This is a genomic window from Acinetobacter sp. YH12140, from assembly GCF_013418475.1.
Classification (GTDB): domain Bacteria; phylum Pseudomonadota; class Gammaproteobacteria; order Pseudomonadales; family Moraxellaceae; genus Acinetobacter; species Acinetobacter amyesii.
In genome coordinates this window covers 82,814-104,845 of the sequence record NZ_VPBZ01000008.1, presented here as the reverse complement: position 1 = coordinate 104,845, position 22,032 = coordinate 82,814, and the positions used below count along the sequence as shown (strand labels likewise).

The following is a 22,032-nucleotide window of genomic DNA, read 5'->3' as shown; positions in this document are numbered from 1 at the left end:
GATCACGTTCTGATGAAAGTTCACTATGGTTTATATGAAGGATTATTAAAGCAATAATGAACGTCCTTTCTCCTATAAAAGTTGATTAGGATGAAGGGACGTTCATGATGCATTTTATCCATCCTAAATACGACGTATAAAATGATCAAATTATAAGTCGCCTGAATCTTGGTGACTTAGATTTCATGAGATATAGATTTTACAGATATAGACTGCAGGCATTGAGATAAGCTGAATACATCTACTTTGTTAAGCTAAAACGGTAACAGAATAATCAGACAGACATATGAATGCTTCAATTCCATTGACTCAAGATCCGATCGATATTGCCCAAAAACTGGCGGCAGAATTTGCCACGACGGCTGCTCAGCGTGATAAGCAGGGGGGAAATCCCAAAGCTGAACGTGATTTGATTCGTCAAAGTGGTTTACTTGCATTGTCCATTGGACAGCAATACGGTGGACAGGGTGCAGATTGGCTGACGATTTTTAAAACCATTCAAACCATTGCTCAAGTGGATAGCTCATTGGCGCATGTTTATGGTTTCCATCATTTATTGATTGCAACGGTACAGTTGTTCGCGCAGCCAGAGCAATATGGCCCGTGGTTTGAACAGACTGCACGTGAGCATTTATTTTGGGGCAACACCCTAAACCCTTTAGACCGCCGTACTACAGCGACGCAACTGTCTGAACATGAATATGTGTTTCATGGCGATAAAAGTTTTTGTTCGGGTTCCATGGATTCAGACATTTTGCTGTGTTCTGGCTTCAATGAAGATGGAAAATTATTGATCGGGGTGATTCCTACAGCACGTGAAGGCGTCAGTTTTCTCGGCGATTGGGACAATATGGGACAACGTCAAACCGACAGTGGAAGTAGCCATTTTGAACAGGTAAAAATTTCCAAAGATGAATTACTACTGAACCCAGGACCTTTGAGTACGCCGTATTCAAGCTTGCGTCCGTTGATTGCACAGTTGATCTTTGTGCATATGTTTTTAGGGGTGGCAGAAGGGGCTTTTGAAACAGCAAAACAGACGGTTCAAAACCAAAAGGCGTGGTCAAAATCACTGGCTGAAAATGCAGTGAATGACCCTTTCATTCAAAAGCATTTTGCTGAGTTTTATGTGCAATTAGAAAGTGTACGTTTATTGGCAGATAAAGCGGTTCAGCGTTTGCAATGGGCTTGGGAGATTGGTGAAGCTTTAACGGCGGAACAACGTGGAGAAGTCTCTATTGCGATTGCAACAGCCAAAATTGCAGCCACCAATAGCTCGCTGTACATTACGCAAAATATTTTCCAAGTGATGGGCGCACGTGCCACAACAGCCAAACTGAATTTAGATCGCTTCTGGCGCAATGTACGTACCCAGACCTTACACGATCCGATTGATTATAAATATCAGGAGGTCGGTGAATGGGTGCTCACAGCGAAAGTGCCAGATCCAAGTTTTTATTCTTAAACGTATATTGCACATGAGCCAATAAAAAGCCTCCGTTTTGGAGGCTTTTTTGCAATGTGCTGTCAGTCGATTTAACGCTGATGAATATTTTCTAAGGTATCGACTAAGGTTCGCGTTGTTTGATCAATCTCATAATTCACGGCATCACCGACTTGGACATCTTTCCATGTAGTGAGGCGCAGTGTTTCAGGAATAAGATCGATTGAAATTTCACTATTGGCACGATCAACACGGTTCACAGTCAAACTACAACCATTGAGCCCAATAAAACCTTTGAGAAAGAAATATTTAATATTGCCTGCTGGAATGTGAATATCGAGATGAAAGGTTTCCCCGCGATGCTCTAAGTTTTTGATTATGGCTGTACCTTCGATATGACCATACAGATTATGACCACCATTTTCTGCGCCAACTTTGGCTGAGCGTTCGACATTGACCTCATTACCAACCTTGAGAGCTTTCAGCGTGGTGAGTTGATTGGTCAAATCTGAGACATCAAAATGTACTTGGTTAGCTGCCAAATCAATATGTGTGGCCGTTAAACACACGCCATTAATCGCCACACTTGCCCCGATAAAGACATCATGAAAAAAATTCTGATGATTTGAAATCACTAAGGTTGTGAAGCCATTGCCTTGACGAATGTCTAAGACTTTTTCTAAACCTTGCACGATGCCTGTATACATGGGAGCGTCTCTAAAATGATTTGCGTTTTCTGTATTGTAGGGACAAAACGAACGCTCGGCTATGCTTTACAGTGACCATTTCAGTACAGTGTTTTGATCTCTAACAGTTCGATCTTGGCAATATCTACAATGCTCGGAATGTTTCAATTGCCGTTAGGCGAGACTGCTTTATATCGACGATCGGTTGAGGGTAATTCAATTCCAGTTGAGGATTTTTGGCAAAGGGTTGGTGAATTTGTTTGGCATCCAAATCTGCCAGTTCAGGTAGCCATTGACGTAAATAATCCCCGTTCGGATCAAATTTCTGAGATTGGCTGATCGGGTTAAAAATCCGAAAATAAGGTACAGCATCTGTACCCGTCGAGGCGCACCATTGCCAACCGCCATTATTGGCCGCTAAGTCGCCATCGACAAGGTGCTGCATAAACCATTGTTCCCCCAACCGCCAATCGATCAGTAGATTCTTACTGAGGAACATGGCACAAATCATCCGCACCCGATTATGCATCCAACCCGTAGCCAGTAGTTGACGCATCCCTGCATCGACGATCGGAATGCCCGTCTGGCCGTATTGCCACGCAGCAAAGTCTTGTGGTGCATGGCGCCATTTTATTTTTAAGGTTTTGGTTTGAAACGGCTGGTGCTGAGAAACTTGCGGGTAGTCAAATAAAATGTGCTGGTAAAATTCACGCCAAAGCAGCTCATCGAGCCAAGTTTGTTGTCCTCTGTGGTCGATCTGGAAATAGCCGCCTTGTTCACGAAACAGGGCTTGCAGACATTGGCGAATAGACAAGATGCCCAAGTTTAAATACATGCCAATTCGACTGGTTCCATTGAGCGCAGGAAAGTCCCGATCATCAGCATAACGATGCAGATGTTGTTCAATAAATTCATCTAAGCACTGTAGTGCGTGATCTTCTCCAATCGGCCAAAGCTCGATTTGAGTAGCTAACAGCGATGTGGGATAAAAAGGACTTAAATCAAATTGATTTTGCCACAGCGAATGCGGTTCGAGGGCCGCTTGGGCTTCAATAGCGGGATAACAAGTAGGCAGACTGATGCTTAATTTTTCGTAGCAATTTTTCTTAAATGCACCGAAAACTTGATAAGGATGTCCAGATTGATTGCGAATACTGCCAACAGGAAACAGGGTGCGGTCATGGTACAGCTCAACAGAGATGTGCTGCTGTTCTAATAACTGTTGTACTTCGCGGTCTCGTTTAAGTTCATTCACACCATGTTCAATATGTGCATGAACAGTGTGTATATTGAGCTGAGTACATAGGGTTAATAGCTCAGTGGCGATGTCTGACCAATGGGGAATATGCTGAATAATCAGTGGAATATTTAGCTCAGCCAATTGCTGTCGCAAAAGTTCCAGCTGGGCAAGATAGCGATGGATTTTAATGAGGGCATCATCATGTCTTGCCCATTGTTCAGGGGAAAGCGCAATAAAGGCAATCGTTGGACCAGACTGTGTCGCCTGCCACAGTGCGCTATGGTCATGTCGTCTTAAATCTTGTCGAAACCAAACCAGTTGCATGTTTATTGCCTCTTGTTTTGTTGGAAATATCACAGGAATTACGAGGTGTATATTGGTGATAAAACCATCTAAAAAATATCGATTTTTATAAAAAACCATATAATATCTATGGTTTAAGTTAACCGATTGCGCACAATCCTGTCAGCTTAAGCGTACAAGCAACGAAGTTTTTGACGCTAGGCGCACTTTTAAATTTTACCTAAGATGAACTCATACAGGAACAGGACGTTCCGGAACATAAAACAATAACAAAGTGTTCACCATCAGGACTGTGAAGCAAGACAGGAGTCATGCTTAAGTATCCATATAGAAAAAGCCCGACAGGATGTCGGGCTTTTTCTTTGTCTACAGATCCGTTCGTTTTGTAGAAACAGAGCATGTCTTTAAATAGGACGGAAGATAAAAAATCCCCTAAGCCGAGCCTTAGGGGAGGAAAGTGAAGTGAGCCGGTTGTGATTATTATGCTGATTTTATGAGCTGTGACTGCATCAACAATTATGCTGATTTAGCCTGCACAACTTGCTGCTGTTGAGCTTCCAGTTCACGAATCAGTGGCAACACTTTTTCGCCAAAGTATTCCACTTCTTCAATGAAGTGGAGAAAACCTGAGAGAACCAAATCGACGCCTACACTTTTGAGTTCCACAATACGTTCTGCAATTTGTTGTGGTGTGCCAATCAGATTGGTTTTAAAGCCGTCGTTATATTGAACCAAATCTTCAAAAGTAGATTTTGCCCAGTTTCCTTCGCCTTCTTTGGTGGATGCACCTGCTTCACGAGTTGCATCGCCAAAGGCATTGACCGCTTCGGTATTGGCATTGTCGATAATAGCTTGAAGCACCGCTTGGGCTTCTTCCTCCGTATCTCGGGCAATAATGAAGGCATTGACCCCGATTTTGACCTGATGGTTGTTGGCTTTGGCTTTTTCACGAATATCGTCGATCTGCTTTTTCAACTCAGCAGGGGTATTGCCGTTGGTGAAGTACCAATCGGAAACACGGGATGCCATGTCACGTGCTGCACGTGAACTGCCACCTTGGAAGATTTCAATATGCGGTTTTTGCACCGGTTTTGGAGATAGGGTGTAGTCTTTAAATTGATAGTATTTACCATCAAAACTAAAGTTATCCTGTGTCCACACGCCTTTTAGGCTACGAATGAACTCTTCAGAACGCGCATAGCGTTGATCATGCTCGGGCCATTCTTCTCCAATCGCATCAAACTCACCACGGAACCAACCACTCACGACATTAATCGCAATACGGCCATTGGTGAGATGATCGATGGTCGCCAATTGTTTCGCAGCCAGAGCCGGTTTCCAAGGGCCGGGTAAAATCGCGGCAATGACTTTGAGCTTTTCAGTTTTGGCCAAAATACCATGACTGAAACTAACCGATTCGTGTTGATTTTCCGCGTTATAACCTGCGGTAAAACGAATTTGAGTCAGCGCATAATCAAAGCCACTTTTTTCTGCAGCTTGTGCCAAACGCACGTTATAGTCATAGCTCCAATCGGTACGCTGTTCAATATTACTGACCACCAAACCACCACTGACGTTTGGTACCCAATACGCAAATGTAATGTTTTTTTCTTGTACTGACATTTTGCAAACCCTCGGGATCGAATTGTTATGCTGTGGTGTTTAGGCCACTTGCGTTTTTGGCTTTTTACTATGCAGTCGAGCTTCAGCAGCATCCAAACTTGGAACAGCTGCAGAAGGAAGAACTTCTTCTTGCTCGATTTGCTTATTAATGCCCAAGTTTTGGTTGGCTTGTTGAGACTTGGCTTTCACCACTTCAGCACGCTGACCTTTGGCTGGAGCCCATTCCAAAATCGGCAGCGCACGTGCTACAGCTAAAGTAATGCGGTCACGGAGTAATTCACTATGAATGGTGTATTCAGGGGTGAAATCACGATCTGTTGCATAGACCCCAATCGGTAATGTTTGCGCTTGGAAGAAACTGAACAATGGACGCAGTTGATGTTCAAGCACTAAGGCATGGCGTTCAGAACCACCCGAAGCTGCAAGCAAGACAGGTACATCGACCAATGCAGTTTGTTCGACAAAGTCAAAAAAGTGTTTAAACAGGCCTGTAAATGAAGCACGGTAAACTGGCGTTCCAACAATCAGTGCATCAGCAGCTTCAACGGCAGCAAGGTCATCTTGTACACGTTGTGGCAATTGGTTACGGTAAATCGCGCCACCTAATAAATTGCCAATTTCACTAAACTTAATAAAATGCACATTGATTGGAGTTGCATCACCGAGTTCATCAACAATGGCTTGTACCAAAGCTTCAGTTTTAGATGGATTGTTTAGACCACCTGACACAGCAACAATATTCAGGGGTTTTTGTAGATTAACTTGAGACATTTTTTAAACCTAAAAGTGTGGTTTCTCGGAATGCCTTTTATTAATCCCGATGGGTGGATCACTGTAAAATAACGAAAATCAGAAAAGTTATCTGATTTTTAGATATGTTGGAAAAACCAGAAGATTCGTGAAATTTCAAATTTTAAACTGTTGATATTTCAACATATAATGCTTAGATATAAGCATTTTTACTGTGTTGATAAAATTTATATGAAAATATGATTAGATTTAAAGATTTATAGAAAATGCGAAAAAAGACGCATTTTAAGCGAAAAATCTACATTTTAAATGCAAAAAAATAAGTTCTTGCATATCCTTCACATAGCATGTGTGGTTAGAATAGGGGCATTGTGCACAAGATCTCTCACGTTGCTTATGAATATTTTAATCGTTGATGATCACCCGCTGTTTCGTCATGCTTTAATTCAGGCGGTTCGTTATAGTTTGCCTCAGGCGCAAATTCATGAGACTGCAGCAGTCAATGAATGCTATGAACGTCTTGAAAATGGCCCTGAGCCTGATCTTGTGTTATTGGATTTAAACTTGCCGGGTGCTTCAGGCTTTTCTGCCTTGGTACATATTCGCGCACAATATCCATCGATTCCAATCATTGTGGTCTCTGCGCATGAAGAAGCGTCGATTATCCAACGTGCGATTGCACATGGTGCGATGGGTTATATTCCAAAATCTGCACATCCAAGCCACATTGGTGAAGCGATTCGTCAAGTCTTAGAAGGCGAGATTTGGTTACCACCAAATTTACCTGCCAACATGAACTTTGACCCACGTGCTGCAGATGAAACAGCATTGGCAGAACGTATTCAGTCTTTAACACCGCAACAATTCCGTGTGTTAATGATGGTGGCAGAAGGTTTGTTGAATAAGCAAATTGCCTATGAGTTGGATGTGTCTGAAGCAACCATCAAAGCACATGTGACGGCAATTTTCCGTAAGTTGGGCGTACAAAACCGAACCCAAGCTGTATTGGCAATTAATGCACTGAATATTGAAGAAAAGAAAATCTAAGGATTTTTTCCATAAAAAAGACCTCCAAGATGGAGGTCTTTTTTTTCTGTTTAAGCACTAATGCTGGCGCTAGATCATTTCGTTGTAAATGCTGTTAGGCCTTTACATGTGGTTTAAAAGCAATAGAGCAATGCAACTTAACAATGACTTAAACAAACCACTTCAACTTAAGCAATATAGTCTTGCTTAGGCGTCAAATCCGTACAGTACAAAGGGTTGAGCGCACATTGCAATTCATCAATTTGTTCATCGGTCACATAGCCGCGCGCTTTGAGATAATCCGCGACACGGTCATCACGTAAACTCAGGAAAGCCGCATCATAAACGCCCAAATCCACAAATAGAGCTGCAGTCTCTAAACTGTTAAAACGGTCCAGATAGACATCATTGTCATACATCAGGAAGATATGGTCTTGCTTGGAGTTGGCATCGACATTTAAACGTTGAGCCAATTCAAATGGTGCTGTTTTAATAAACAGTAAATCGGATAATTCATCAAACTGTGTTTTATCCAGCTGGTTTTGGTCGGTTTTGACTTTACCAAGCCACGCTTTAAATACCAAAACCGCACCACCACGCAGTAGCATGCTCCAAATCTGATGACGGGTGTCCAAACCTAAGCTATTGGATTCTGCTTCTAAATTTTGCAGCAGTAGATCTTCTTGTTCTGCCAGTCGATCGAATAAGCCAAGGCCTTGGGGTTTGTAAGCATTCGGTGCAAAGACATCAAAATTCAGTTCGTCAAATACCTGTAACGCAAGAGGAACGGCACTGCGATAGAGTGTTTCCAACGCTTCGACTTGCACATCACTTAATTTGCTGAACTTAAATAATTGACGCCAGTCGATCTCTGGCAAAATGGCATTGGCACCATACTGACGATGAAACTGTAGATTTTGATCAAAACCATGCGGCATTGTTTCTGAAATATTCACAAGATCACTCCTAATATGCGGGGGAGATCAGCTTCTCAAGTGTTGAGTTATGACGCTTCTTGAATTGGCTTGAAACTGATCAACTTCTTATGAATATTTTTAAAACGAACGGCGGCAGCTAAATATAAGACTAAAGTTTTAGTTTTTATTTTTGCTTGTAAAAATCTTTTTTAAATCAAATAGATTTTTAATTGTAACTAAGTGTACAAGTGTTCACTCATGCATTCGATATCTTTTGCCATAGGCAATCTAAATTTGATATTTATGGCTAATAAATAGACGAAATATCGGGGCTATTTTGAATGATCTTGCCGCTGAGACAAATTTTTTTGCCAGTTAGGTAAGTTTAAGTAAAAGTAAGGTAAACAAAAGCCCATTTCATGTGAATGAAATGGGCTACTTTTCACAGAGCGATGTCCTGTAACAGCGCTACTGATTTGAAATCTTCAAACCAGATAACCATGAACGGAGTGAAGCCGGTTTCAACGGTTTTTTCAGTAAGACGATGTTTAACTCTTTTAGACGTTGCGGTAATTCAGGATCAGAATCTGCGGTAATCAGCGCCACAGGGACATTTTCCTGACGGTTATCTAAAATAAAGTCGAGACCGATCTTATTATTATTTAAGTGTTGGTCAACCAACCAAACTTGAATATTTTCTTGTTGAATTAACTCCATGGCCTGTTCAGGTTCAGTGGCCTTAAAGACTTGATAGCCCCATTTGGTCAGTAAGGTCGACATCCCTTCCAAAATGGTTTCATCATTGTCTAAGCACAGAATCTTATAGGCTTTGGTTTTCAGCGGAACCGCTTGGGTCGGTGCAGCGACCACTTTTGGCGCAGCGACCACCGGCACTTCAATTATAAAGCACGAACCATGACCAAGTTCTGAGAACACATGCACAGGATAGTCGAGTAGGCTGGTCATCCGTTGCACGATGGCTAAACCTAAACCTAGACCCTGTTCGCCCCATGGAGAGGTGTGTCCACAGCGTTCGAACTCTTGGAACAACTTAATGCGCTGTTCTTCCGCGATCCCAGGACCTGTATCCCAAACGCCAATACGAATATGCCCCGGACGTGCTGAACGTAGCACACCCACCACAACACGACCACGCGCTGTATAGCGTAAGGCATTGCTGACGAAGTTTTGAATAATACGACGAATCCACTGTGGGTCGGTGTCAATCCAGAACTGAGCATCATGTACGGTCAGTTTGATATTACGCTGTGCTGCAATCGATTTAAATTGCAGTTCAAGATCGCTGAGTAAGTCATGTAGTGGATAAGGCTGACGTTTCGGTTGGATCGTTCCGCCTTCGAGTCGAGCAATGTCCAAGAGGGCAGAGAGCATACTTTCCGCACCATGCAGCGCACGATCAAGTTGCTGAAGCGTTTTACGATCATCGTCATTTTGTACGCTTTGCTCGAGGGCGGTACTAAACAGACGCGCAGCATGCATCGGTTGCAATAAGTCATGGCTTGCAGCAGCAATAAAGCGGCTTTTCGACATATTGGCTTTATCGGCTTGCTCACGTGCCAATTGTTGTTCAGACAGGGCGTCTGCCAACTGTTGGGTACGGTCTTGTACACGCCCTTCAAGCAAGGCTTCATTTTCACGGAATGCGGTAATATCGGCAAAGGTCGTGACGAAACCACCGCCTTCGATTGGGTTGCCGCGCATCTGAATCACACGACCATCTTTACGAATCCGTTCAAATTCGTGTGCGCTGCCGACTTGCATCCAATGCATGCGTTTACGCACATGTTCCTCGACTGAACCGGGACCACATTCGCCGCGTTCAGCGTTATAACGAATCAAGTCTGAAATTGGGCAACCGACGTAGACAATGTCTTTTGGATAATCAAACAGTTTGAGGTATTGATTGTTCCATGCCACCAAACACATATTTTCATCAACCACGGACACACCTTGAGTCATATGGTCGATCATGGTCATGATCAGGTTTTGGTTAAAGCGCTGCCACTGTGAGGCTTGGTCAAGAATATTGGCGACCTGACCGAGTGCTAAACCATTATTAACCATGGCTGTGGTGAGTAAGGTACGGGCGGATGCCGCACCGATGGTGCCTGCAAGATACTGTTCGGTAAAACGCCACCACATACCGTTGGCGCTGCTATTTTCATTTAAAACGACATTGTTTTGTGCACAGAACTGGTTGAAGGCACGCATGGTTGGACCTTCACCGGTAATGCGTTTTGCCAAGGTAATCAAATCACCTACTTTTAGACGCGCCACATCATGGTGAATATAACTGATGTCATTCGATGTACTTTGAGCAGGAAGGGGCTTGGTTTCATAATAAAAGAAACTTTCGGCCTGAATTTGCTCGGCAACACTTGGACGGAAGACGCGGGAAATCCAAATATAGAGGGTGATATTTAAACCGAGTGCCCAAACTACGCCATGGGTAAGTGGATCGAAAGATTCAAACCCTAACAGTGCTTCAGGACGTAACCAACTCAAGCCTAGCGGACCCTGACTTAAAAGATTTTCGGTAAATGTTTTAAATTGTTCAGGTAGGCTACGCAATACGGTTGGTAATAACAGGGTATAAGCCCACATGCCAAAACCGACCAACAGACCCGCATATACACCTTGCTTGCTTCCGCCACGCCAATACAAACCACCAATTAGCGCCGGTGCAAACTGAGCCACAGCACTGAAGGCCAATAGGCCAAATACCGATAATTGGTCAATGTCATTGAAGAAATGGAAGAACAAGAAGCCCAATAACATGACCGCTAAAATACACACACGACGTGTGAATTTCAGTACGAGTGGTAGGCGTTTGTCATGACGTGACAATAAGCGTGTACGCCACAGTGCAGGCATGATCAAGTCATTACTGAGCATAATCGACAAAGCCACTGAAGACACCAACAGCATACCTGTCGAAGCTGAAAACCCACCGAGAAAGGCAAGTAAAGTCAACCAGTCTTGGTTATAACTTAAAGGCAGTGAGAGCACAGCAACATCGGGGATTGCCAAGTAGGCAGGTGCTGCATGCAGCGCCCAACTGGCAATCGGGATGATCGCGATAATGGTTAAAATCAGATAAATGGCAAACCAACGACGAGCACCACGAATATGCTTTTCATCTCGCAGTTCAACCACCGCGACATGGAACTGACGTGGTAGACAAATAATCGCTAAAGCAGCCAATAATGTTTGAATCCAAAAGCTTTCTGGCACACCTTTGAGCTGGACATCTTTAAATGTACTGCTAATGTCATGGCTGATTTGCGCCATGTTTTCAGGTGATTCAAAAACAAAGAAAAATGCGACTGCAAGTAGTGCAAACAGCTTGACGAAAGACTCAAATGCCACAGCCAACATTAAGCCGCCGTGCTGTTCAGTATTGGCAATCTGTCGTGTCCCAAACATCATCGCCAAAATCGCCAATACACCGGTCAAAAACAGCACACTATTGGTGGTACCTGTCAGACCAGCGGTCGGTTCTAAAATGACCGTTGCACTTAGGGCAATCGCACGTAGCTGCAAGGCTAAATAGGGAATAATGGCAATCACGGCAAGGATCGTGACCAGTGAAGCTAAGGGGCCACTTTTACCATATCGTGCTGCTACAAAGTCGGCAATCGATGAAATGGCATGATGCTGACGGACACGCCCTAAACGTCGCCAAATATCATAGCCGAGCGCAACAAATAGCAGCGGTCCCAGATATATTGGTAGGAAAATAATGCCCTCACGAACGGCGGCACCCGTTGCGCCATAAAATGTCCAAGATGAACAATACACCCCTAAAGTTAGACTAAAGAGAAGCATTCTGCCGCGAGTACTGAGCCTGCTGGCATGCTTTTCACCAAAGAATGCACATACAAAGAGTAATGCGATGTAAAGGGCCAATACCCCGACGATAAGCCAACTATTCATAGAGCCTGCAGCATATTAATTCTCGCTTAATGATAACGCATCCATAGGCTTAGGAAGGTTATTGCTCAAAATTTAACGACCAAAGTCTAAATTACAAGAGATAAGGAACATTGGTAAGTTTAGCTTCGAAATAATTCGAATTAGAAAATTGCGCGCCAAGGTTCGGCGTAAGGAGAATATTATGGATGAGAGACAGGTAGAACAAATTCTACAGAATCCAAAATTTAAGGAAATGGTCAGCCGTAAAAGTAAGTTGAGCTGGACTTTGACGATCATCATGTTGGTGGTCTATGTCGGCTTTATGCTCCTTGTGGGCTATAACAAAGAGTTCTTGATGCAATCCGTGAGTGGTGGTGTGACCACGATTGGTATGCCATTAGGTCTAAGCATTATCGTATTGTCATTCTTACTGTGTGGTGTTTATTCGTATATTGCAAACAACAAGTTGGATGCATTAAACGCAGAAGCAATGCGTGAAGTAGAAGCAATTACTCAAGAAAAAGGACCGCACTAAGATGAAATGGAATTCATTGAAAGCAATAGTATTAGCGGCTCCTGCTCTGCTCATGTCAAGCATGGCAATGGCTGGACCAGATTTAGGTGAAGCACAGCAACAAGCGACCAACTGGCATGCGATTATCATGTTCGCAATTTTTGTTGGCTTGACTTTGTTTATTACCAAATGGGCAGCGAAGCAAACCACCAACACAGCTGACTTCTATACAGCGGGTGGTGGTATTTCGGGTTTCCAAAATGGTTTAGCGATTGCCGGTGACTATATGTCAGCAGCATCGTTCCTCGGTATTTCCGCAATGGTATTCAGTTCAGGCTTTGACGGCTTGCTGTATTCATTGGGCTTTATGGTGGGTTGGCCAATCGTATTGTTCTTGGTGGCTGAGCGTCTGCGTAACTTAGGTAAGTTCAACTTATCTGACGTGGTGTCATTCCGTCTAGCTGAGAAACCTGTCCGTACCCTTGCAGCAGTAAGCTCGCTTGTGGTTGTAGCGTTCTACCTGATTGCACAGATGGTGGGTGCAGGTCAGTTGATTAAACTGCTATTCGGTTTGAACTACAACATTGCGGTTGTGATCGTTGGTCTACTGATGATGGCTTATGTAATCTTCGGTGGTATGTTGGCAACAACTTGGGTACAGATCATTAAAGCAGTGATGCTACTTTCTGGCGCAAGCTTCATGGCATTCATGGTCATGAAAGGCGTGGGCTTCAGCTTCTCTGAAATGTTCACTCAATCGATTCAAGTTTTCTCTAAAGTACATGACGTATCTTTAGCTGAAGCTGCAAACATTATGGGTCCAGGTAAACTTGCAGCCAACCCAATTGATGCGATCTCTCTAGGTCTTGCATTGATGTTCGGTACAGCAGGTCTTCCACACATTTTGATGCGTTTCTTTACTGTAAAAGATGCAAAAGAAGCACGTAAATCAGTAGTTGTTGCTACAGGTTTTATTGGTTACTTCTACCTATTAACTTTCATCATCGGTTTTGGTGCGATCCTTTATGTATCGAACAACCCACAATTTCTTGATGTAGCGAAAATGGCGGTAACTGGCAAGTTAGAACTTGTTGGTGGTAACAACATGGCAGCGGTTCACTTGTCTGATGCATTGGGCGGTGACTTGTTCATGGGCTTTATTTCAGCGGTAGCATTCGCAACAATTCTTGCAGTAGTTGCAGGTCTAACGTTGTCTGGTGCTTCAGCAATTTCACATGACTTGTATGCAAACGTATTCAAGAAAGGTCAAACTACACCTGAATCTGAACTTCGTATGTCTAAAATCGCGACTTTAGGTCTTGCGATCTTCGCAATGATTTTAGGTATCTTGTTCGAGAAACAAAACGTTGCATTCATGGTCGGTCTTGCATTCTCTGTAGCTGCATGTGCAAACTTCCCAGTGCTTGTATTGTCGATGTTCTGGAAAGGTTTAACGACGCGTGGTGCGGTGATTGGTGGTGTGGTTGGTCTAGCAACTGCCGTGATTCTAATTGTATTGTCTAAAGCAGTTTGGGTAGATACATTCGCAATCTCTGAAACACCAATTAACCCATTCAATGGTCCTGCTATCTTTGCAATGCCATTGGCATTCATCTGCTGCTGGTTGTTCTCTGTGACTGATAATTCAGCACAAGCACAAGCTGAGCGTAAAGCATTCGATGCACAGTATGTACGTTCACAAACTGGTATTGGTATCTCTGGTGCTTCAGATCACTAATCTGAATCGCCTAAAAAGCCCCTAATAAGGGGCTTTTTTTATATTTAGTGAATGATATGACGCAGAGGTTTGTAGACAAATCTCTGTCCTATTTGCGTGTATAATTTTCTCCATTGATCGACATTTTCCAATGGCCTTGATCATCTTGATAAGGCGAGCGCTGAATGGTGAATTGTTGAGAGAAATTATCCTGACCGATGCTAAAGCTCTGATCACCAAAACTGCTCAAATGGGCTTTTATTCGCGACTGTTCAGCACCACTGAAGATTTGGTTGGCAATACTTTTTTCAGTATGTTCTTGATGGTAATACGTCACTTCGCCCGACGATTTGATCACTAATTCACTGTGGTTGTTTTGCCAAGTCCCCACATAATTTTCATGGCCTTTGAGGAGCGGACTGTTTTGTGTACAGGCAGAGAGCATGAGCAGACAGAGGGGTGCAAATACGAAATGTTTTTTCATAATGAAATCTACCACGTAGGAGATTCCTTTGAATATGTGCCTGAAAACTGAAACTTACAGTAGGTTTTTTGAACCTCTTTGGTAATAAGAAACCCAGCTAGAACAGTGCTCATATGGATGCTTTTTTAGATTAAGATCAACAAATTTTTGCATTAAAAAAAACTCACTTCGTGCTAATTTAAAATCAATCAGTTGATGATGCTTCAGATCGATCATTTCAGCGCATGAAAAAAATATAGAGATTGAAAATAATGCAAGGTTTTGTAGATTTTTGGAAAAGCTTTAGACTTTTACCCTCAGCATGGCTGTTACTGGTGCAGTTTCTGATCTTGGTTTTAACCGCGATTACCCGAGAAAGTCTGTCTTTTCGTGCGCTGATTTGGGTACTTGGGGTGTCGGTACTATTGATCATTGCCAAAGTGATTCGCCAAACTCCAATGTTTACGATTCTAGGACTGAGTTTTGTTGGCTGCGCCGTATTGTTTTCTACTTTGATTATGCTCGGTGTAAATCATCCCAATATTCAAATTATTGCGCATGGTTTTGAAGCATGCGCATATTTTAGTGCAGCCTATGGCTTATTACGCTATATGTTTGCCGATCGTTATTTAACCAAAGATGAACTTTTTGCAGCAGGGGCAGTATTTACCCTCATCGCATGGGGTTTTGCTTTTCTCTATAGTATTTGTCAGCTGATTTATCCGGATAGTTTTGTGAATCCTGCAGAGCCGGGTATGCAGTCGTGGTTAGATTTATTATTTTTAAGTTTTAGTTTGCAGTCTGCCACGGGCTTGTCAGATCTCATGCCAGTGAGCGCGCCTGCACGGGTGTTGGCGATGCTTCAAATGTTCTGTGGGGTGATGTATTTGGCTCTCATCGTTTCACGTTTAATAGCATTGCAATATATTGCCCATTTACCGGAACGCCATGAGCCTAAAGACAAATAATGGCAGAATAAAAAAGGACGCAAATGCGTCCTTTTTGGTATTCAGTATCTAATATGAATTAGAAACGGAATTTAGCATTTACGCCAACAGTTTGAGTGTCGCCGATAAAGCTTGTTTCAGTCGCTTTAGCTGCTTCATAGTTAGCATTTACATAGCTAGCACCAACTGCAACAGCAGGAGTGATAAAGTAGTTTACGTTCGCGCCCCAAGCTGAGTCTGGAGTACCAGCAAAGCTAGATTCAGCGTAAGAAGCACCAACGCTTAATTTAGGAGTTACGAAAAGATCAGTTTTGAATTGGTAAGCAGTGTCATCACCGTAGATGATGCCTGATTCGAAACCAATTGCCATGTTAGTGTCGTCGATTGCGCCAACATATTTAGCACGTGCAGTGATAGCGTCTTGGTCTTGATCGATAGTCGCAGCTTCAGCAACAGCTTTAGCAACACCGTTACCCATAACGTTGAACGCGTCAACAGCAGCTTGGTCAGCAACGCTAGTGTAACCAACAGCAACTAAGAAGTTTTGAGTTGGAAGCGCACCAACTTCTAATGCATAACGGTCGCCGTTGTCATCAGTGTTGTTTGCATTTTTGCTGTCAAGGATAGTGTGGCTGTAAGACGCGCTTGCATATACAGGAACAACTTTAGTTGGAACATATGCTTCAGCTTTAGCACCAAAGTTATGAGCAATTACGTCAACACCTTGTGAACCAACTTCGCCGTAGTTGTAAGCAACAGCTACGTTAGAAGCTTGGTTTAAGAATGCAGCTTCTGCTAAAGGGCCTTTTGTAGAGTCAACATTTTTGAAGTAGTAAGTACCTTGAACACCACCAATGAAATCTTTGTCATTTGTAGTTGTGTCGATGTATTCTGCTTGGCCTTGAACTTCAAATTGGTAAGCTTGAGCACCGGTCATGGCTAATAATAAAGCAGTGGCTAAACCGAGTTTTTTCATGATTTTCTACCAGTTGTTACAAATGGATTAAACATTGAGCATTGTATTGTAACAATATATTAAGTCAATGATCCTAAAGGTTATTATTCAGTCTCTGACTCAGATCTTTATTTCATAATAAGAAATTCAGTTTTTACTCTAACTAATAAGTCACTGAAAAAAAATCATTGAGAACAATTAAGTAAGTTTGATTAAATTCTTAATTAAAAAAATACACTTGAAAAAATACACAACTTTTCAATCTAAAATAACAATTATTATTGTTATTTTAATTCAAAATAACATTTATGGTAGTGGGTAAATTCTAACGCTTTTCACGCATTTGAGGTAATAAATCGGGACTTTGACTGCTGAATTGTTGGGCTAAAACCACTTATTTGTATATTAAATAGACATTTTTGTTTTAAGTTTGAGGGATATGTCACTTAAATATGTGTCTTTGTGATATTTTTAATATCCTAGTGAAATACTTGGCTTTACATCAGGTTTAATTTGATTCATAATTTGCCAATCGAGTCGTCACACGGTTTAAAAGTGTGACTTTGACCCTGATTCTCCATTATTGTTTTTTATTCGCCCAGCTTTCCCCAAGGTTGGGCTTTTTTTTATTCAAAAATGCAACTTTATATTAAAGATAAAATATAGAGCAAATATCTTGTAGAAATAAATGCACTTTTATGGTGCGTTAATAATTCTATTTATCTTTCAATTAAAGTGATATAGACAAAAAAAATCCTGATTTTCAAGGAAAATCAGGATTTTTTAGCCAAAATTTTCGGGAAACTAAAATATTCTGCTGAGGAAGAAACCTAGTGTGCCCTAATACGGTGCATTCTGCACCAATTTATTGCAATTGTAAATATTTATTTAAACAAGTTAATAAAAAATATTTCGCTTTGAAATATGCTGCTGTTTTTTAGCAAATTATCTCGTTCTAAAGTGATAAAAATGTGACAGATTAAGCACATTTATATAGAATTTAGAGCTATAAATGTTCACTTTACAAATTAATAAATTATTGGTCATTAATTTAAATATTCCCGCGTTTAGTTGAGAAGTGGGTTGGGGTATGCAACAAGTGTGGGGCATAAAATAGATGGAAACATTACGAACAGAGCATATTAGTAAGCGCTTGCAACTTGCGATGCTAGTAATCGTCTTGTCTATCGTATTTATCAGTGTTCCATTGATTGGGAGCAGCAATCAACATTACCTCAAAAGTGCCGAAGCGCTGAAAGAAATTCAGATGCTGAAAATGGGGGCAGATTTAACCAACCAAATTTCCCGTGAACGTGCGCCAGCTAACAGTGCAATGTCGAGTCAAGGTGAACAGCGCGAGCAAAAAATTATTGAGTTGGCTGAATATCGTCAAGGCGTTGATCGGCAATATCAAGATACACTGAAAGTTTTAAAAGAAACGGGCTTTGCACCGATCGCCCAGCAGTTAGAGTCCAATTTATATCCATATTTGTTGCAGGGTCGCAAAACGGTCGATCAATATATTGCGCTGCCGACACAACAGCGTGAAGCTAAAAAATTGGATCATGCCATTTTGGCGATGTTCCAAGCTTGGGATCAAAGCTATATTGCCATGCAGAAATTGGTCAATCATTCTCATGGTAAAGATACTCGTGTATCGAATTATTACACGCTGATTTTATTACTGGCAGAATTACGTGATCAGGCGGGAAGAGTCGCATCAAATATTATGGCTGCGGTATCATTTCAACAGGAAATTCCAGAGCAAAATTTAGCGCGGAGTTTACAAACCCAGCGTCAAACACGCTATCTATGGGAATTGATCAATGTCGTGCAGTCTGAACATGACAAAACTCCCGAGTTTAAACAGTTACATCATGCGGTAAGGACGGAATTTTTAGATAAAGGTTTGCCAATTATTGATGGTTTGACTCAAAAAAGTCTTCAACATCAGCGTTATCACATGGATGGCACCCAGCTCACTGATGCAATGGTCAATAAATTTGTCACAGTGGTGGAATTGCAAAGTTATATTTTAGATTACAGTCTCAAAGTAGCTGCGGATGAACAACGTGAAGCGCGAAATAAATTGATTTTCACGCTTTTTGTCTCGCTCGTGTCATTACTGACTGCATTATTAACGATGTTCTATGCCAAGAAATGGGTGTTTGAACCTTTAATTCGTGCTCGTAATCAGTTATTTAAACTGGCTCGGCACCGACAAATGGATCAAGGCGTGATTGAACCTGCCAAAGTAGGTTATCTCAGTTTATTTGATGCCATTCAGCATATTGAAAACATGTTGGAACAGCGTGATGCCTTTGAATTTCAGCTTAAACATATTGCCAATACTGACTCACTCACCAATGTCGCCAATCGTTTTGCCTTAGATGAATATATTAAATTTCGCGACAGCCAAAATTCAGGCTTTTTACATACAGCACTGATCGTGATTGATATTGATCACTTTAAATAGGTGAATGATCGCTATGGGCATATTGTCGGCGATTTGGTGATTCAACATGTTGCCAATCAATTACGAAAACATATTCGTTCATCCGACTTGGTGGTGCGATATGGAGGAGATGAGTTTTTAGTCCTGATCGAGGGGATTAATATGCTCAAAGCCCAACACATTGCCGAAACTATACGGCACGATATTCAGAATGTGAATTTTAATTTGGCAGAGGACGAAGCCGATCTCATTGTGACGGTGAGTATTGGAGTGGCAGTGGGGGCCGAAAACTGGATCGATTTATTAGAGCGAGCAGACCAAGCATTGTTTTTAAAGCCAAAGCTGCGGGGCGTGATCGTGTTTCAGTCTAAACGCAGCTTGGCAGATTCATAAAGTTAGCTAGACAAATGAATTAATCTTCATCTTTATATAATTTATTGCAGGCTTGTTGGTTCATTTGACTACCATCTTCATTCCAACACTGGGCTTGGGTAATTTTGCCTAAATCGTACTGAAGCACCGCTTCAGGTTGCCCATTGTCATACCAAATTTTATAACTGTTATGACGAACGCCATTACGATAATAACCTTGGCGTTCTAGTTTGCCGTTTTCAAACCACATTTTCAGCTCGCCAATCAATTTATTGTTTTGAAAATTGGCATAGGTCCACGGTTTACCATCGCTATACCAGCGTTGGCGCAGGCCATTTTCGAGACCATTTTTATAATTTTGAGAAAAAGCCAGTTGCCCATTTGGATGCCAAATTTTGTAATCCCCCTGAGATTCACCATTGATGATGCTACTTTCTTGCTCTTTTATCCCATTGGCAAACCAAAACTCAAGTTTGCCCTCGTACTCCCCATTTTTATAGGAAATGCGGCTACGGGGTTTGCCGTTGGGGAAGAAACTTTCAAATACGCCTGAGCCTTGAATACCATCTGGAAAGTGAATGAGATGTTCACATTCACCATTTTTAATTTTGCTGTTGCTCAGAAAGATGGTGGTTAGGGCATTGCCATTGGCATAGACATATTGATTTTCATAGATCCCTTTGTGTGAAGTCGGGGTGCTGAGGGCTTTACACTGCGGCTTATCTTTCCATGGGCTAAGATCGGGGTCTTCTTGTGAGACAAACAGCACCATGTATTCGTTTAGATAGCCATCGGCAAAGCTATATATTGGACATAATAAGAGACTGAAACTTAAGATAAATTTATTCATTGTTAGTATGCTTTTATATTTTAAAAAGTTAAAAATTATTCGTTGTTGAGTTCACGATAGGCGTCATCATAAGGATGTTTTGTTTAAAAATAAATAGTCGATATGCTAAGTTTGCAACAGATACAAGACTGTTGAAAAGTACACAATTCAGGTTTGAACTTCATCTTATACTGTGGACTTTAAACGCCATAAAAATAGTGCAATGAAAAAAATATATCTATCGTTGATGACTGTCCTGAGTTTGTCAGCATGTACAACAAATGAAGGCATGTTGGATTCATCTCAACACTTAAAACAAACGGCTCAAGCCAATTTAGTAAATTCACGGGTGAGAGAGATTCCGTCTTTATTTAATCAAGCACAAACACAGGCAGTATTTGTCACATTTGATGGTCCGCGTTTAAGTCATTATGGCAATGACTTACAGCGCGCCCACACTGAATACATTCCTGCATCTACCTTTAAAATGTTAAATGCTTTAATTGGTTTGCAGCATGAGAAGGCGACAACCACTGAAGTTTTTAAATGGAAAGGTGAAAAACGTGCTTTCCCCTCATGGGAAAAAGACCTGACTTTGGGTGAAGCGATGCAAGCATCTGCAGTTCCTGTATATCAGGAACTGGCAAGGCGAATAGGCTTGGCGCTAATGCAACAAGAAGTCAAACGGGTCGGTTTTGGCAATGCCAATATTGGCAAACAGGTGGATAATTTTTGGTTGGTAGGGCCGTTAAAGATTACGCCTGAACAAGAAGTCAAATTTGCGTATCAGCTTGCGACAGAGAAATTACCGTTTGATGTTACGGTACAAAAGCAGGTCAAAGACATGCTTTATATTGAAAGCCGTGGAGATGCGAAGTTATATGCCAAGAGTGGTTGGGGTATGGATGTAGAGCCGCAAGTTGGGTGGTATACCGGTTGGGTAGATGATGGTCATGGCAAGATCACGGCGTTTAGTTTGAATTTGCAGATGGCTGCAGGGGATGATGTGGCGGAGCGTAAGCAGTTGACGTTGGATGTGTTGGATAAGTTGGGTGTGTTTCATTATTTACGTTAATTTTTTGAATTTTGAATTTTGAATTTTGAATTTTGAATTTTGAATTTTGAATTTTGAGTTGGCACGTCCTCGCTTTGCATTAGGTTTTAGCTTCCATTGCGTAGGATTTATCTTACTTTTGAAAGCACAAAAGTAAGCAAAATGCTTTTGTTTGGCTGAGGGCACATCCGTGCTGCCCCACTCAAACAGGCGACATCCATGTCGCCGTCATGTGATTGAATATTGTGAAGAACAAGAATTTATGTAGAAATGGCTTTGTTTAAGCTCGTATAAAGTAATTTTTTAGCCTCTAAAATTTTAAATCTATATTGAGCAGTTGTTTCAACATTGATAGCTCCATTTTTACAAAGTGTATAAGCGTTAAATTTTCCGAGTAATTCGCCATAAATTCTTAGCTTTTCTTATTGTTCAATATATCCATGTAAAAGAATTAAACCTTCATTTTTGCTAAGCAAATTAAAGTCATTAAAAAGTGCGTGTCTTAGAGGTTAAAGTCTATCTGAAATCTCATTAAGAGCTAGTTGAGATTGTTTTGTTTCAAATTCAAAAAATGCCCAAATTTTTAAAACGAGATGATTTATTTCCTCGAGATCTTTGGAAATATTGGTCAATAAATTACGATTATATAGAAGGTTATCTTTTGCTACTGATGCTGAAATATTTGCCTTTTGATTTAAGTAGGTAATTACGCCAGTTATCAGTGCTCCTAAACCAATTTTTACGGCTGTATCAATTATCTCTAATAAAGTCATATAAATAAAAAACGGTGAATGAATCACC

Annotated in this window: 18 protein-coding genes; 8 read left to right on the top strand and 10 right to left on the bottom strand. The window is 41.5% G+C overall.

Annotated elements, in window-relative coordinates; genetic code table 11:
• Positions 1 to 286: 286 nt before the first annotated feature.
• Positions 287 to 1,465, top strand: a complete 1,179-nt coding sequence (locus FTU75_RS12970; RefSeq protein ID WP_180116139.1) for an acyl-CoA dehydrogenase family protein — start codon at positions 287 to 289, stop codon at positions 1,463 to 1,465.
• A 71-nt stretch (positions 1,466 to 1,536) separates the two neighbouring features.
• Here FTU75_RS12970 and FTU75_RS12965 read toward each other — a convergent pair whose 3' ends face one another.
• From FTU75_RS12965 to msuE, 4 genes are all read right to left on the bottom strand, one after another.
• Positions 1,537 to 2,151, bottom strand: a complete 615-nt coding sequence (locus FTU75_RS12965; RefSeq protein WP_180116138.1) for a riboflavin synthase subunit alpha — start codon at positions 2,149 to 2,151, stop codon at positions 1,537 to 1,539.
• A 124-nt stretch (positions 2,152 to 2,275) separates the two neighbouring features.
• A complete protein-coding gene (locus FTU75_RS12960) occupies positions 2,276 to 3,694 on the bottom strand; it encodes a deoxyribodipyrimidine photo-lyase (protein ID WP_180116137.1) in 1,419 nt (472 codons plus the stop codon).
• Between the two features lie 495 nt (positions 3,695 to 4,189).
• A complete protein-coding gene (gene sfnG / locus FTU75_RS12955) occupies positions 4,190 to 5,296 on the bottom strand; it encodes a dimethylsulfone monooxygenase SfnG (protein ID WP_180116136.1) in 1,107 nt (368 codons plus the stop codon).
• A 39-nt stretch (positions 5,297 to 5,335) separates the two neighbouring features.
• Entirely contained in the window at positions 5,336 to 6,067 is a 732-nt protein-coding gene (gene msuE / locus FTU75_RS12950) for an FMN reductase (protein ID WP_078190544.1), read from the bottom strand.
• 375 nt (positions 6,068 to 6,442) lie between these two features.
• Here msuE and FTU75_RS12945 point away from each other — a divergent pair, with 375 nt between their 5' ends.
• Positions 6,443 to 7,093 carry a response regulator transcription factor gene (locus FTU75_RS12945; protein ID WP_078190543.1) on the top strand — a complete coding sequence of 217 codons (651 nt, stop codon included), beginning with the start codon at positions 6,443 to 6,445 and terminating at the stop codon, positions 7,091 to 7,093.
• A 167-nt stretch (positions 7,094 to 7,260) separates the two neighbouring features.
• Here FTU75_RS12945 and FTU75_RS12940 read toward each other — a convergent pair whose 3' ends face one another.
• Together FTU75_RS12940 and FTU75_RS12935 are read right to left on the bottom strand one after the other, a co-directional pair.
• Positions 7,261 to 8,028, bottom strand: coding sequence for a hypothetical protein (locus FTU75_RS12940; protein ID WP_180078599.1), 768 nt, complete (start codon positions 8,026 to 8,028; stop codon positions 7,261 to 7,263).
• Positions 8,029 to 8,457: 429 nt separating this feature from the next.
• Positions 8,458 to 11,946 carry a PAS domain-containing hybrid sensor histidine kinase/response regulator gene (locus tag FTU75_RS12935; RefSeq protein WP_180116135.1) on the bottom strand — a complete coding sequence of 1,163 codons (3,489 nt, stop codon included), beginning with the start codon at positions 11,944 to 11,946 and terminating at the stop codon, positions 8,458 to 8,460.
• 181 nt (positions 11,947 to 12,127) lie between these two features.
• Between FTU75_RS12935 and FTU75_RS12930 the strand changes: the two genes are divergently transcribed.
• Together FTU75_RS12930 and FTU75_RS12925 are read left to right on the top strand one after the other, a co-directional pair.
• Positions 12,128 to 12,460: a DUF485 domain-containing protein gene (locus tag FTU75_RS12930; RefSeq protein ID WP_078193192.1), complete on the top strand. Its 333-nt coding sequence runs from the start codon at positions 12,128 to 12,130 to the stop codon at positions 12,458 to 12,460.
• A gap of 1 nt (position 12,461) precedes the next feature.
• Positions 12,462 to 14,177, top strand: coding sequence for a cation acetate symporter (locus FTU75_RS12925; RefSeq protein WP_111884487.1), 1,716 nt, complete (start codon positions 12,462 to 12,464; stop codon positions 14,175 to 14,177).
• Between the two features lie 88 nt (positions 14,178 to 14,265).
• Here the strand turns inward: FTU75_RS12925 and FTU75_RS12920 are convergent, their stop codons facing one another.
• A complete protein-coding gene (locus tag FTU75_RS12920; protein WP_180116134.1) occupies positions 14,266 to 14,640 on the bottom strand; it encodes a hypothetical protein in 375 nt (124 codons plus the stop codon).
• Positions 14,641 to 14,891: 251 nt separating this feature from the next.
• On the opposite strand from FTU75_RS12920, the gene FTU75_RS12915 reads away from it, so the two are divergent.
• A complete protein-coding gene (locus tag FTU75_RS12915) occupies positions 14,892 to 15,587 on the top strand; it encodes an ion channel (RefSeq protein ID WP_180008803.1) in 696 nt (231 codons plus the stop codon).
• Between the two features lie 58 nt (positions 15,588 to 15,645).
• On the opposite strand, the gene omp33-36 is transcribed toward FTU75_RS12915, so the two are convergent.
• Positions 15,646 to 16,542, bottom strand: coding sequence for a porin Omp33-36 (gene omp33-36 / locus FTU75_RS12910; RefSeq protein WP_180116133.1), 897 nt, complete (start codon positions 16,540 to 16,542; stop codon positions 15,646 to 15,648).
• Positions 16,543 to 17,638: 1,096 nt separating this feature from the next.
• Here omp33-36 and FTU75_RS12905 point away from each other — a divergent pair.
• Both FTU75_RS12905 and FTU75_RS18690 read left to right on the top strand, forming a co-directional pair.
• Positions 17,639 to 18,997: a GGDEF domain-containing protein gene (locus FTU75_RS12905; protein WP_373685874.1), complete on the top strand. Its 1,359-nt coding sequence runs from the start codon at positions 17,639 to 17,641 to the stop codon at positions 18,995 to 18,997.
• Entirely contained in the window at positions 18,998 to 19,369 is a 372-nt protein-coding gene (locus FTU75_RS18690; protein ID WP_373685873.1) for a GGDEF domain-containing protein, read from the top strand. It begins immediately after the preceding gene.
• A gap of 19 nt (positions 19,370 to 19,388) precedes the next feature.
• On the opposite strand, the gene FTU75_RS12900 is transcribed toward FTU75_RS18690, so the two are convergent.
• Entirely contained in the window at positions 19,389 to 20,198 is an 810-nt protein-coding gene (locus FTU75_RS12900) for a toxin-antitoxin system YwqK family antitoxin (protein ID WP_180116132.1), read from the bottom strand.
• 202 nt (positions 20,199 to 20,400) lie between these two features.
• Between FTU75_RS12900 and blaOXA the strand changes: the two genes are divergently transcribed.
• Positions 20,401 to 21,252, top strand: coding sequence for a class D beta-lactamase (gene blaOXA, locus FTU75_RS12895; protein ID WP_180116131.1), 852 nt, complete (start codon positions 20,401 to 20,403; stop codon positions 21,250 to 21,252).
• A gap of 488 nt (positions 21,253 to 21,740) precedes the next feature.
• Here blaOXA and FTU75_RS12890 read toward each other — a convergent pair whose 3' ends face one another.
• The gene (locus FTU75_RS12890; RefSeq protein WP_180116130.1) at positions 21,741 to 22,004 is read right to left on the bottom strand and encodes a hypothetical protein; all 264 of its coding nucleotides are present in this window, start codon (positions 22,002 to 22,004) and stop codon (positions 21,741 to 21,743) included.
• Positions 22,005 to 22,032 lie beyond the last annotated feature (28 nt).